This window comes from Mycobacterium sp., from assembly GCF_035499775.1.
Taxonomy (GTDB): domain Bacteria; phylum Actinomycetota; class Actinomycetes; order Mycobacteriales; family Mycobacteriaceae; genus Mycobacterium.
Genome location: NZ_DATJYB010000347.1, coordinates 1 through 13,254 on the forward strand (window position 1 = coordinate 1; position 13,254 = coordinate 13,254).

Genomic DNA, 13,254 nt, shown 5'->3' on the forward strand with positions numbered 1-13,254 from the left:
CCCTTCATCTGGGGTGCCGGTATGACCACGATCAACGAGATGGCCGAGACCGCCAAGGCGGGCCAATTCATGTGGATCGACCGCGGCAGGCACATCATGGACTTCGTCCACGTCGGCAACCTCGCCCACGCCGTCGAACGAGCCCTGGCCCACGGTCGCCCCGACGGGATCTACTACGTCACCGACGGCACCCCGATGCCGATCCGCGAGTTCCTCACTCCCCTGCTGGCTACTCAGGGCATCGACCTCAGCGGCAGTCGCAGTGTTCCCTACGCCGTCGCCGCCCCCTTCGCGGCAACACTGGACCGCGGCTACCGATTGCTGCGACGCCCCAAGCCACCGGTGCTCACCAACTGGCTCGTCACCTTCTTGGGCCGCGACCGCAGCTACGACATCACCGCCGCACGGCGCGACCTCGGATATACCCCCGAAGTCAGCGTGGCTGATGGGCTCGCAGAAATGACCGCGCCTCGCGGCGCCGACCGACGTGGCTGACGGCCGAACACGTTACGGCTTCGGGGCGCCGTCGTCTGTGGGCTTGAGGCGCTGCACCAGCCGCAGTTGTCGGTCCTGGGGGCCTGGCGCCCAAAGCCCGATCACGATTGCACTACCGGCCACCAGCAGCGCCAGCGTGAGCAGCGAGGCATCCATGGCGTCGACGAATGCCGCTTTGCTGTATTCGCGGAGTTGGTTGCCCGCAGGACCCAGGCGTCGGGCGACTTCGAGCGCCTGACCCAACGATGCGGTGGCGGGGCCTCGCACCGGCGAGGGCAACTGGGTCAGTTTGGGGGTCAACGCCGTGGTGTAGTGCGCCGCCAGGATGGACCCGGCAAGCGCGATGCCGAGCGCGGCGCCGATCTCTCGGGTGGCGTCGTTGACCGCCGACGCTACACCCTGCTTGTCGTCGGGGACGGTCGTCATGATGGCGGATGTCGTTGGCGCGGTGCATAATCCGATGCCCGTGCTCATCACGAGCATCGGCCAGGCGATCTCCCAGTACGACGAATTGGTTTTCGCGCCGAGCATGCAGAGCAGTCCCAACGCGATCAGCACCAGTCCGACGAACACCACTGCACGCAGCCCCACGCGCGGCAGATACCAGAAGGACAGCACCGACAGCACCAGCATCGGCCCCATGATCGGGGACAGCGCGAACGCGGTCTTGATCGGGCTGTAGCCAAGGATCAGCTGGGTGTACTGCATCAGCAGATACATGTAGCCGAACATGGAGATGAAGAAGACGGTGATCGTCGCGGCGCCAGTGGCGAACACCGGCACCGCGAACAGCCGGACATCCAACAGGGGATGACGGCGGCGCAACTCGACGAAACCGAAGGCCGCGCTCAACGCCAGCCCCATGCCGATGCACCCCAGCACCCGTGGGTGGGTCCAGCCACGCGCCGGCACCTCCAAGATGCCGAAGACGAGGGCAGCCACGGCGGCCGCGCTGATTACCGCGCCCAACCAATCGAGCGGCTTGGGGTTGACCTCTTTCGAGCTCGCGATGGTCAGCGTGAGCACGAACAGACTCAGCGCCGCGCCGGCGAATGCCCAGAATATGGAGTGCCAGGACCAAAGGTGCAGCAGGCCGCCGGACCCGAGCATCCCGACGACGGCGCCAGACCCGGCGGCACCGGCCCAGATACCCACCGCCTTGTTGCGTTCGTCCTTTGGGTGGGCTGCGGTGATCAACGACAGCGTGGCCGGAAGGACGAACGCTGCACCCGCGCCTGCGACCCCGCGAGCGGCGATGAGCTGCAACGGATTCGACCAAATTGCCGGTGCCAGCGATGCGGCGCCGAAGATCGCAAGGCCGAATAACATTGCGCCGCGTCGGCCGTAGCGGTCGCCGAGTGCTCCGGCGGGCAACAACAGGCACGCGAGCACGAGGGTGTAACTGTCAATGATCCAGGTGAGCTGGGTCTGTGTCGCCGATGTGGCTTTCGCGATGTCGGGCAGCGCCGTATTCAGGGCGACCATCGAGGAAATGACCAGCAGCGTGCCCAGGCACGCCACGGTGAGCAACCACAAGCGCCTGCGTCTGGACAGGCCGCCAAGCACGAAGTCGTCGCGACTGCTCGGCCGAATCAGGGTGTGTACCACGCGCTACTCCCCCCCGGGAGGCATCGATTGAGACTTACGGTCTCAGACAGAGACTAACAGTCTTGGTCGGGACTTGCATAGGAGGTGATGCGCCCCACCAAGGTTGCTGAACATGTGTCGAACTGGGTCTCGCGCCGCGCGCGTGATTGCTCGACGTCATCATTAGTCTCGACAGGGCGGCCCGACCGCCCTTGGAAAAGACCTGGCTGGTTCATATTTCGTTGAACTGATCGGTTGACGGTCGAGCCGAAGTGAGTGCTTGCGGTTGCGCGCCCGGTACCGAGGGCGCCGCAATCGCGTTAGCTGAAGATCACGCAGGCGGGTTTTGTTGAGGCCGCCTTCTCAGCTGCGGCTGAGGTGCGCACGGATCGCCGAGATCGTGGCGACGATCGCGTCGGCGCTACCGCCGCCGAACGGGGCGACACTGGCGAAGCCGTGCGTCAGGGCATCGAACTGCCGGTGGTCGACCGCGACACCTGCCGAACGTAACTTTGCCGCGTATTGATTGCCCTCGTCACGCAGCGGATCGAATCCCGCGGTGAGCACCAGCGCCGGCGCCAGGCCCGACAGGTCGGCCGCCCTGAGCGGCGATACCCGCGGATCGTCAGCCGCGACATCGGATGCCCCCAGATAGAGATCGATCATCCAATCCGTATCGCGCCTCGACAGAAAGAACCCTTCGGAGAACAGCTTTCGCGACTGCGTTTGCGCGGCCAGATCGAGGACCGGATAGAGCAACATTTGCAGCGCCGGCTGGGGCAGGCCCTCGTCGCGGCTGTGCAGTGCGACCAGGGCCGCCAGATTGCCACCTGCGCTGTCGCCCCCGACGCCGATTCGGGACGGGTCGGCACCCAACTCGGCAGCGTGTCCGAGTGCCCATCGGTAGGCCCCGACGCAGTCGTCGACAGCGGCGGGCGCCGGGTGCTCGGGCGCCAACCGATAGTCCACCGACAAAACATGGATTGCAGCGTCCCTGCAGATCATCCGGCACAAACCGTCATGTGATTCGATGTCGCCCACGACAAAACCGCCGCCGTGAAAAAAGATAAGCAGCGGGGCCGCGCCTGCGGTGGCAGGTTGGTACTGGCGCGCCCGCAGTGGGCCGTCGGAACCAGGAATCGTTAAGTCTTTGGCAGATAAGGTGATTCGCGCTCCCATCACCGCATGCGAGCTGCGCATCAGGTTGCGGGCGACTGCCAGGTCGCCCGAAGCCGAAAGGCCCCCGGTGCGGGAGCGTCGTTGGGCGGCCAGCATCAGTTGAAGCGTAGGGTCTAGCGTGTTTCCGTCGATGGTGATCGTTCTGCCCCCGACGAGAAGACGCGTCAGCCACGGCGGCATCCATGGCATGACGCTGGTGCCGACGCGAAGCGCCGCGTTGGTCACCGCGAGGGGGCGGGCTTTGGGCCCGTTGTGCGCCAAAGACTCCCCCTTGGTGGTGCTGCCCATTTCTCGACTCGAAGAGCATGGTAGTTGCGAACGTATATTTGGTTCAAGCAGATTTCGATATCGCCAGCCAGAGTCAATCTAGCTGCTATGACGTCATGTCAGGCAGAAATCTAGATACAAATATTTGGTCTCACATTGCCCGGACCGATGAAGAGGCGGCCTCGCTTCACCGCGCCGAGCGGACTGCGCCTCGGCCGCACTATTCCTTTGTCGGTACGTCCGGGTTCGGCGCTGAGGGCAGTCCGAGAATTTGCGCAGCCTCATCGGGCGTTGCAGCGGCCCGGCCAAGCTGTTTGCAGAGGTTGGCGGCCTCGGTGACCAATTCGACATTGGTCGGGTTGCGGTCGCCGCGATAAAACTCGAGTCCCAGGTGCAGGTGCCCGCCGCGTTCGAGCGCGAGTTTGGCCATCGGGTGGGTGCCCAGGTCGCCGCCGACGACAGAGACGGCCCACGGTATGTCGCATCCGTCCAGGAGTTCCAGGTAGGCGTCAAGCGCGCGCTGTGTCGGAGGCAGCCCGAATGGCGCTCCCAAGTAGCCGTCTTCGGTGGAGAAGTAGAGCTTGATCATCGCCCCTTGGGGCAACTTGCCCGCTCGCCACCACGCGAGCGTGGTCCGCAGGAAGCCCGGTTCGTAGATGGCCAGACTGGGGCCCAGTTTCGCTTCGCGACAAATGTCGAAGGCGCGGCTGATCGTTTGAAATGAGTTGCTGTAGACCAAATTTCCCGCAGGTATGCCGTCGGCATCGGTGCCGCCGAGATTGACCGACCCGGGATCGGTGAGCCCGACGCGTATCCCGGCCGCGGCGAGTGGGATGAGGTGTTCGTACGAAATTGAAAAACCCTCACCGAAGTGGATCGTCGGGTACAGCAGGGCGTCGGGCCGGGCGGCGAGGATGGGTCGCCAAGCTTCGAGATAGCGCTCGGCGGCCCGCTCCACACTCACGCCGTAGAGGTCGATGTGGTTGTGGATTATCGCCGCACCTGCCGATATGCAGGCGAGGGCATCGGCGGTGATCTCCGGCGGCTCGACCGGCACATGAGGATTGGTCGCCTTCGACGTGACGCCGTTGATGGCGCATTCGATGATGACGGGACTCATTCAGAACTCAGAGCCAGCCGGTGCGGGCGGCGGGAACCGGCTGGGCGGGGGCCGGGGCCAATTCCCCGTCGCGCACGCCGTCGAGCATCCGTTTCACTGCGGCGACAATCTCGGGGGCTGCTGCGGCGAGCCCTGCCTTATCGGCCTCGCTGACCTGGTCGGCGTCGACGCCCGCCCGGGCCAGCACGGCAGCCGGGTCGGCCAACTGGTCAGTCAGCCAGGACACCGGATCGGCTGACAGCTCAGGCACAAAGTGCCGGCGTGAGGGTTCCCAACCGTTGAACCGAGGGTGGTGATGGGCCCGATCCAGCGTCCCCGGCGGGCTGTCGGTGGACCCGAAAAGGTCCACCCGCCACACCGGGCGGGAGAAGCCGATCGGGACGCCGGCATAGATCGATCCCTGTGGCTCGGCCCGGTCGACGAGGCGGAGTTCCAGCCTCACTCCCCGTTCCGGGGTTTCCTGACCTTCGAGCGGGTTCGGATCGACGAAATACATGTCGCCGACGACCACACCCAGGGCTTCGAATCCGAACGCTGCCAGCACCGCGAACCTCTCCTCGTACCCCGTCGAGCCTAGACCCAGCGCAGACTCAACACGCCGGAAGGGGGAAGCTACGCCGCCAAGTCGTCGGTGTCGCTGGCCGTTTCGGCCGACGCACGCGCGGCACGCTTGTCACGACGCCAATCCCGCACGGCGGCGATCGCTGACTTCAGTCCGCGCCGCCGGCCAGTCGCCGGATCGGTGCCGGCGAAACCCGGTTCCAATTCCGCGAACATCCGCTCGCTGCGAGTTTCCGGCGCGTCGTCGGCGTTGTCGAGCAAGTACTTGTTGGGCAGCGACAGTTTGGCGATGGTGCGCCAGGTCTTGCCGTACTGCATCAGGAATGAGCCTGTGGTGTAAGGCAAGTCGTACTTGTCGCAGACCGCACGCACCCGCACCGAGATCTCGTGCAGCCGGTTGCTCGGCAGGTCGGGGTACAGGTGGTGTTCGATCTGGTGGCACAGGTTACCGCTCATGAACCGCAGCGCCGGCCCGGCCTCGAAGTTGGCGCTGCCCAGCATCTGGCGCAGGTACCACTGGCCCTTCGTCTCGCCGATCATGTCGGTCTTGGTGAATTTCTCTGCGCCGTCGGGGAAGTGGCCGCAGAAGATCACCGCGTTGGCCCAGACGTTGCGGATCACGTTTGCCGTCGCGTTGGCCGTCAAGGTGGACCGGTATGTCGCGCCGGGCGAGACCGAGGTCAGCGCCGGGAACGCCACGTAGTCCTTCAACACCTGACGACCGGCCTTGGCCAAGAACTCGTCGATCCGTTGCCGGGCTTCCCCGTGGTCCATCCGCTTCTTGACGATCTTGCCGATTTCCACATGCTGCAAGCCGACTCCCCACTCAAAGAGGAGCGCCAGCAAGGTGTTCCACACCAGATTCAGGAAATTGAAGCGCTTCCAACGCTGGTCGCGCGTGACTCGCAGCATTCCGTAGCCGACGTCGTCGTCCATGCCGAGGATGTTGGTGTACTTGTGGTGCACGAAGTTGTGCGTGTAGCGCCAGTGCTTGGACGACCCACTCATGTCCCACTCCCACGTCGAGGAATGAATCTCGGGGTCGTTCATCCAGTCCCACTGGCCATGCATGACGTTGTGGCCGATCTCCATGTTCTCGATGATCTTGGCCACACCCAATGTCACGGTGCCTGCCCACCACGCCGAACGCCGCGAGCTGGCCGCCAGCAACAGCCGCCCGGAGACTTCCAGCGCGCGTTGCGCGGCGATGGTGCGGCGTATGTAGCGGGCGTCCCGCTCGCCGCGAGAGTCTTCAATGTCCCGGCGTATCGCGTCGAGCTCAACTGCCAGGTTTTCGATGTCGGCGTCCGTCAGGTGCGCGAATACGTCGACGTCTGTAATCGCCATCGTCTTCTCCCTGCGTTCGTACGTCTTACGTTCTGTTCCGGACCTACGCTATCGTAACCTACGACTCCGTAAGTTACCAGCCAGTAACGTTAAATGTCGATCACGCAATCGCCAGATGCGGCCGACACACAGGTCTGAATGCGGGTTCCCGGGTCGTGCTCCTGGCCGGTGCGCAGGTCACGAACGTGGCCGTCGACCAAACTAACCACGCACGATTGACATATACCCATCCTGCAGCCGAACGGCATCTGCACACCGACACCTTCTCCGGCGTCCATCACGGACGTCGCGGCATCGGCGGCCACACTTCTGCCACTGCGCACGAATGTGACCGTGCCGCCCGCTCCGGCGGGAGCCGCCTTGGACACCGCGAACCGCTCCAGGTGCAGCCGGTCGCTGAGGCCCGCCGCCGACCAGGCTTTCTCGGCCTGGTTGAGCATGCTCTCGGGCCCGCAGGCCCAGGTCTGGCGTTCGCGCCAGTCCGGCACCTCCGCGTCCAGCCGGGACACGTCGAGCCGGCCCTCGGTGCGAGTTTCACGCACCCGCAGCCGGTAGCCGGCCTGATCCGTCTCGAGCGCGGCAAGCTCGGCGGCGAACATCACGTCAGCCGCGGTGGGCACCGAATGCACGTGCGTGATGTCGGCAATCTGGTTGCGGCGCACCAACGTCCGCAGCATCGACATCACCGGGGTGATTCCCGATCCGGCGGTGAGAAACAGAATCGATGCCGGCGCCGGGTCGGGCAGCACGAAATTGCCCTGGGGCGCGGCCAGCCGGACGATGGTCCCGGGCTCGACACCGGCCACCAGGTGGGTGGACAGGAAGCCTTCGGGCATTGCTTTCACGGTGATCGTCACCGTGCGATCAGAGCCGGGAGCTACCGGACTTGAAGTCAACGAATACGAACGCCAGCGCCAGCGGCCGTCGACCAGCAGGCCGATGCCGATGTACTGGCCGGCCTGGTAGTCGAAGCCGAACCCCCAGCCCGGTTTGATGACCAGGGTGGCGGAGTCTTCCGTCTCCCGGCGCACCTCAAGGATGCGGCCCCGCAATTCGCGGGCCGACCACAGCGGATTGGCCAGATGCAGATAGTCGTCGGGCAGCAGGGGCGTGGTAATGCGCGCGGCGATCTTGCGCAGCGTGTGCCAGCCGGGATGCTTGTCTGTTCCGGCGACGGTCGGGCGCGTGGTTCCGACGACATTGGCGGTGATCGGCGCAAATTTGCTGCTCATCTGGGAAGCTCCTGCTCACGGTGCGGGCGCCGGCTTCGGGGCGTGGCGCCAGGCCCGCACAAAGCTACGGTACCGTAACTTACGGTACCGTATCCAGCCGAGGCGCCCCGGATTGCGTCACAAATGGCGTCGAATCCCGTTACAGCAGGTCAAGCAGGAAGGGCAGCTCCTGGTTGGCATACCAGGCCAGATCATGGTCCTGGGCGTCGCCGACGACCAGTTCGGCGTCCTCATCACCGAGGTCAGCCGCATCGATGGCGGCGATCGCAGCACTGACGGCCGATTCCGCGCCGGCGTTGTCGACGTAGGCGGCGACGACCTGGTCGATCGCGACGGGCCCACCCAGCCGGACGACGGCGTCGTCGAGGTCGGGCCGGTACTTGGCCCCGGATTCGCCCAAGTCGACTTCGGCGGCCAGCACCACGCGGCGCGGCGGCAGGGCGCCCTCGTCCAAGACATCGGAAGCCAGCAGCCGCAGCGACGCCAGCGCCGCCTCCTGCAATGCCACCTCGGCGAGTTCGTCGTCGTCGCCTTCGGCGTAGGCCTCGCGCAACGTCGGTGTCACGGCGAACGCTGTGCCGTTGACCGGCAAGAGCGAACCGTCGGCGACCAGCTGCTGCAGCATGGCCAGGGTGGCCGGGATGTAGACCCGCATCATCCGATCAACGTGGCCGCATGGTCTTCGACGTACTTCGACAGCTCGCGCGGCGGGCGCTTGTAGTCGGTAGTCACGATCGGCCGAGTCGGCAACGTGACCTTCGGCTTCTCCACCTCGTGATATTCGATCGTGGATAACAGATGGGACATCATGTTCAGCCGAGCGTGCTTCTTGACATCCGATTCCACGACGTACCACGGGCTGACCGGAGTGTCGGTGTGCACCATCATCTCGTCCTTGGCGCGCGAATAATCGCCCCACCGATATACCGACTCCAAGTCCATCGGGCTCAGTTTCCACTGGCGCAGGGGATCGTTCTGTCGCGCCTTGAAACGCCGCAGCTGTTCTTCCTCCGAGACCGAAAACCAGTACTTGCGCAACAGAATCCCGTCGTCGATCAGCATCTGCTCGAAGATCGGCGTCTGCCGCAAAAACAGCACATATTCCTGCGGCGTGCAGAATCCCATGACCCGCTCGATGCCGGCGCGGTTGTACCACGACCGGTCAAAGAGCACGATCTCACCTTTGGTGGGCAGATGCCGGATGTAGCGCTGGTAGTACCACTGACCGCGTTCCCGATCGGTCGGCACCGGCAACGCGGCGATGTGGGCGAATCGCGGGCTGAGGTACTCGGTGATCCGCTTGATGGCACCACCCTTGCCGGCCGCGTCGCGCCCTTCGAAAAGGATCACGATGCGGGCGCCGGAATGCCGCACCCACTCCTGTAACTTCACGAATTCCGTTTGCAGCCGCAACAATTCGGCTTCATAGACGTCATCGGCGATCTTCGGTTTGGCCGGCGCGCTGGATTTCTTCTTCTTCGCCTTCGCCGGCGCGCCGTCATTTGTCACGGTGCTCACATCAACGGATCGTAGTCCCAGGCAGCAATTTTGACCCGAATAACTACCGCGAGGCTTCCAAGAGCTCATCCAGGGATTGCCGCAACAGCCCCGGCAGCATGTCGACGTCGGCCATTGCGTCGCGGTCGGCGTTGATTCCGAAATACAGCATGCCGTTATAGGACGTGACGCTGATGGCCAGCGCCTGGTTGTGCAGCAGGGGCGGCACCGCATACGTCTCCAGCAGTTTGGTGCCCGCGATGTACATCTGCGACTGAGCGCCGGGCGCATTGGTGATCAGCAAGTTGAACGCCCGCTTGGACAGAAGAGGGAACGTGGTGGCCACCCGGATGCCCATGGCGTGCAAGGTGGGCGGCGCAAATCCCGACAGTGTGACGATGGTCCGGGCGTCGACCAGACTGGAGGCCGTCGGGTTGGATTCGGTGGCGTGCGCAATCTGTGACAGCCGCACCACCGCGTTGCCCTCCCCCACCGGCAGGTCGACCAGGAAGGGCGTCACCTCGCTGATCGCCTGACCCGGACCGGTCGAATCAAGCTGGTCATCCGCGTAGACCGACAATGGCGCCATCGCCCGAATCGTGGTGGTCTGCGCCACGGTTTCACCGCGTGACATCAGCCAGTTGCTCAATGCACCGGCCACCACCGCCAGCACCACGTCGTTGACGTCGCAGTCGTAGCGCGCTCGCACCTTCCGGTAGTCCTCCAGGCTTTCGCTGGCGACGGTGAACCGGCGGTTGCGCGAAACGGTGGCGTTCAGCGGGCTGCTGGGCGCGGTGCCGCGCGCCAGCGTGCGCGCGACATCGACGGCCCGGCGCCCGGCGTCGAGGAGTTGCCCACTGCTGGTGGCCAGCCGGGCGATCCTCGACCCGACGATTTGCATCTGCGTCCCCGGCCCCATCACCCAGTCGCCGATCGCACCCAGCAACAGCCGGGTGTTGCCGGGGTCGCGCTCCGGGATCCAGATGTCCTCGGGGAACGGTGGCGGACGGCGGGTGCGGTCGGCGATGACGTGGCCGATCTCCAGCGCGGTCATGCCGTTGATCAGGGCCTGGTGGGACTTGGTGTAGATGGCGACGCGGTTCTTGGTGAGGCCCTCGACGAGATACATCTCCCACAACGGCCTCGACTTATCCAGCGGCCGCGCGGCCAACCGCGCGATGAGTTCGTGCAGCTGCTCGTCACTGCCGGGCGACGGCAGCGCCGAGCGCCTGACGTGATAGGTGACGTCGAAATCGGGATCGTCGACCCATACCGGCCGGGCCATCCCGATCTTCACTTCGCGGACTTTCTGCCGGTAGCGGGGTATCTGCGCGAGCCGCTGTTCGACGGTGGCCAGCAGCGTTTCGTAGCTCAACCCGGCGCGCGGGCGGCGCAGGATAGCTACCGACCCGACGTACATCGGTGTGGCCGTGTTCTCCAGCCGATAGAAAGACGCGTCCGCTGGGGACAACCGGGTCACCATGTTGCGGGCCCGTCCTCCTTGTCAATCCTTGTCAGTTAGTCCCCGTCTACCGTGAGTTCCCGCCCACGGTAACCGCCTTGGCGGGCGCATCTCGGCGCGGGTACGCGCCGGGGCCGGTTATGCGATGATGACCGGCAACTGGAAACCCCGAACCAGTCGTCTGCCACTCTCCAGCAGGCTCAGCGATTTTGCGAAGTCTTTGAGTTGGAGAGTGCCCGTTGACCATTACTCCTAGCGTGAGCCCACCCCGCCCCGACGGCTTCGCCGTCATACCCGTGGTGGAGTACGAGCCTCCGGGCCAGAGCTTGCCGCGAGATGTCCGGCCATCATCCCACGGGGCGCTGCGGCACCGCATCCCGAGCATCCCGAGGGCGGCGGGCCGCCCGCCCGGCAGGCCGCCTGAGGCCGTCGCCGCCGCGGTGATGCCTGCGTCGATGCGCGAGGTGGCGGTCTTCGCCGACGCCGCGCTGCGTCGAGTGCTGGAAGTCATCGACCGCCGTCGTCCGCTGGCCCAGCTGCGGCCCCTGCTGGCCCCCAGCCTCGTCGACTCCGTGCAGTCGGTCGGCCAGTCCGAACACGAAGGTGCGGCGGTGTTGCGCCGGCTGCGCCTGCAACCGGCCGGCCATCCCGATCCCGCGGCCGCCGCCGAGGTCTTCGGCTCCTACAGCCGCGGTGAGCGGGTCCACGCGATCGCCTGCCGAGTCGAGCGGATGCCGGGACCGCGATGGCTGGTGGTCGCCCTGCACATCGGCTAATTCGGCGGCTCGGCACCGGCGGGCAGCGGATTGCCGGTGTAACGGGCCAGTACCGGGCCGGCGATGGCCATGACGAACACATACGACGTCGCCAGCGCCGCGACCGCCGGGATCGACGCACCGACCAACCCGATGATGATCAGCGAGAACTCGCCCCTGGCGACCAGCGCCGTGCCGGCACGCAGCTGCCCGCGCCGCGCCACGCCGTCACGCCGGGCGGCGAACATCCCGGTGAGCACCTTCGTCGCCGTGGTAACCACAGCCAGCGTCAGGGCCGCCGGAAGCATCGGAACCAGCTCTTTGGGGTCGACCGACAGTCCGATCGCCAGAAAGAAGATCGCAGCGAACAGATCCCGCAGCGGTCCCAGCACCTTGCGGGCCCGATCAGCCGTGTCACCGGTCAGGGTGAGGCCGACCAGGAACGCTCCGACGGCTGCCGATGCGTGCAGCGCCTCGGCCATCGCGGCCACCATCAGGGTGATCCCCAGCACCCGGAGCAACAGCTGTTCGGAATCCGGGTGCGCGACCAGTCGCCCGACGTGGTGGCCCCAGTAAAACGACGCGGCGAATGCGGCGAGCAGCGCGCCCACCGCGGCCAGCATTCCGCCGACGGCGTCCAGCCAACTTCCGCGCGACGCCAGAACTGCGAACAGCGGCAGGTAGCCGGCCATTGCGAAGTCTTCGAGAACCAGTACTGAGAGCACGGCCGGCGTTTCCCGGTTACCGAGCCGGCGCAGGTCCTCCAGCAGACGCGCGATGACACCCGACGAGGAGATGTAGGTGACCCCGGCCAGCGCCAGGATGGCGACGCCGTCCCAGCCCAGCAGCCAGCCCGCTACCGCGCCGGGAGCGGCGTTGAGGACGATGTCGACGCCGGCCGACGGCAGGTGGTGCCGAAGGCTGCTGGCGAATTCGGTCGCAGAGAACTCCAGGCCCAGGGTCAGCAGCAGCAACACGATGCCGATCGGCGCGCCGGTGGTGACGAACTCGCCGGCCGCGTTCACCGGCAAGATGCCGCCCTTACCGAGCGAAAGGCCCGCCAGCAAATACACCGGTATCGGTGAAAGAGCGAATCTTCTTGCGACGGCACCTAATACGGCGAGGGTGGTCAGGAGGGCGCCGAGTTGGAACAGCAGCGCCCCCGAGACTTGCATCACTCAGCCCTTGTCGACTATCTGCTCGACCCCGGCGATGCCTTCTTCGGTGCCGATCACGATCAGGACATCGCGGGCACGCAGGATTTCGGCGGGTCCCGGCGAAGCGAGCACGTCCTCCTCGCGCACGATGGCGACGATCGACGAGCCGGTACGGGTCCGGGCGTGCGTCTCGCCCAGCGGCCGGTCGACGAATGGACTGCCCGGCAGGATGTGGACCTGACCCGCTTCCAGCCCGGGCACTTCACGGGTCAGTTCGGTGAATCGTTCGGCTATCCGCGGCGCGCCCAGAATCTGGGCGACGGTGTCGGCCTCTTCGTCGGTGAGCTGGAAGACGGGTCGAGCCTGGTCCGGATCATCGCGTGCATACAGGACGACGTCGAATTCGCCGCCGCGCCGGGCGATGATGCCGATGCGCTCACCTCGGTGACTGGTGAACTCGTATCGAAGGCCGACGCCGGGCAGCAGCACCTCCTTGACATCCATGGCCCCAATCCTTGACGAATTGCGGCCCAGATGACACCCGTACCGGCCAATCTCTTAGGAAGCCGCTCCGGGCTTCAGTGAGATGACCCCT

Annotated in this window: 12 protein-coding genes and 1 pseudogene; 2 read left to right on the forward strand and 11 right to left on the reverse strand. The window is 65.6% G+C overall.

All coding sequences use genetic code 11. The features are described from left to right. Positions 1-495: pseudogene (locus VML93_RS21685) on the forward strand (NAD(P)-dependent oxidoreductase); the annotation flags it as partial. Positions 496-507: 12 nt separating this feature from the next. On the opposite strand, the gene VML93_RS21690 reads toward VML93_RS21685, so the two are convergent. The 9 genes from VML93_RS21690 to VML93_RS21730 all read right to left on the reverse strand — a co-directional run bounded on the left by VML93_RS21690 (position 508) and on the right by VML93_RS21730 (position 10,768). Continuing rightward, positions 508-2,103 carry an MFS transporter gene (locus tag VML93_RS21690; protein WP_325613855.1) on the reverse strand — a complete coding sequence of 532 codons (1,596 nt, stop codon included), beginning with the start codon at positions 2,101-2,103 and terminating at the stop codon, positions 508-510. Positions 2,104-2,445: 342 nt separating this feature from the next. Further along, a complete protein-coding gene (locus VML93_RS21695; RefSeq protein WP_325613857.1) occupies positions 2,446-3,549 on the reverse strand; it encodes an alpha/beta hydrolase in 1,104 nt (367 codons plus the stop codon). A gap of 199 nt (positions 3,550-3,748) precedes the next feature. Continuing rightward, a complete protein-coding gene (locus VML93_RS21700) occupies positions 3,749-4,648 on the reverse strand; it encodes a 3-keto-5-aminohexanoate cleavage protein (RefSeq protein WP_325613859.1) in 900 nt (299 codons plus the stop codon). A gap of 7 nt (positions 4,649-4,655) precedes the next feature. Then, positions 4,656-5,192 (reverse strand): hypothetical protein, encoded by a 537-nt coding sequence (locus tag VML93_RS21705; protein ID WP_325613861.1) that lies wholly within the window; start codon positions 5,190-5,192, stop codon positions 4,656-4,658. A gap of 68 nt (positions 5,193-5,260) precedes the next feature. Then, positions 5,261-6,556: a fatty acid desaturase gene (locus tag VML93_RS21710; protein WP_325613863.1), complete on the reverse strand. Its 1,296-nt coding sequence runs from the start codon at positions 6,554-6,556 to the stop codon at positions 5,261-5,263. A gap of 89 nt (positions 6,557-6,645) precedes the next feature. Continuing rightward, a complete protein-coding gene (locus VML93_RS21715) occupies positions 6,646-7,788 on the reverse strand; it encodes a ferredoxin reductase (RefSeq protein WP_325613865.1) in 1,143 nt (380 codons plus the stop codon). A gap of 139 nt (positions 7,789-7,927) precedes the next feature. Beyond that, positions 7,928-8,446 (reverse strand): DUF6912 family protein, encoded by a 519-nt coding sequence (locus tag VML93_RS21720; protein ID WP_325613867.1) that lies wholly within the window; start codon positions 8,444-8,446, stop codon positions 7,928-7,930. After that, entirely contained in the window at positions 8,443-9,306 is an 864-nt protein-coding gene (ppk2, locus tag VML93_RS21725) for a polyphosphate kinase 2 (protein ID WP_325613869.1), read from the reverse strand. The genes VML93_RS21720 and ppk2 overlap by 4 nt, the downstream gene beginning before the upstream one ends. Before the next feature lie 43 nt (positions 9,307-9,349). Then, positions 9,350-10,768, reverse strand: a complete 1,419-nt coding sequence (locus tag VML93_RS21730) for a wax ester/triacylglycerol synthase family O-acyltransferase (RefSeq protein ID WP_325613870.1) — start codon at positions 10,766-10,768, stop codon at positions 9,350-9,352. Between the two features lie 218 nt (positions 10,769-10,986). On the opposite strand from VML93_RS21730, the gene VML93_RS21735 reads away from it, so the two are divergent. Continuing rightward, positions 10,987-11,523 carry an Rv3235 family protein gene (locus VML93_RS21735; RefSeq protein WP_325613871.1) on the forward strand — a complete coding sequence of 179 codons (537 nt, stop codon included), beginning with the start codon at positions 10,987-10,989 and terminating at the stop codon, positions 11,521-11,523. On the opposite strand, the gene VML93_RS21740 is transcribed toward VML93_RS21735, so the two are convergent. Together VML93_RS21740 and VML93_RS21745 are read right to left on the reverse strand one after the other, a co-directional pair. After that, the gene (locus tag VML93_RS21740) at positions 11,520-12,677 is read right to left on the reverse strand and encodes a cation:proton antiporter (RefSeq protein WP_325613873.1); all 1,158 of its coding nucleotides are present in this window, start codon (positions 12,675-12,677) and stop codon (positions 11,520-11,522) included. The genes VML93_RS21735 and VML93_RS21740 overlap by 4 nt on opposite strands. A gap of 3 nt (positions 12,678-12,680) precedes the next feature. After that, positions 12,681-13,163, reverse strand: coding sequence for a cation:proton antiporter regulatory subunit (locus VML93_RS21745; protein WP_325613874.1), 483 nt, complete (start codon positions 13,161-13,163; stop codon positions 12,681-12,683). Between the last annotated feature and the right edge of the window lie 91 nt (positions 13,164-13,254).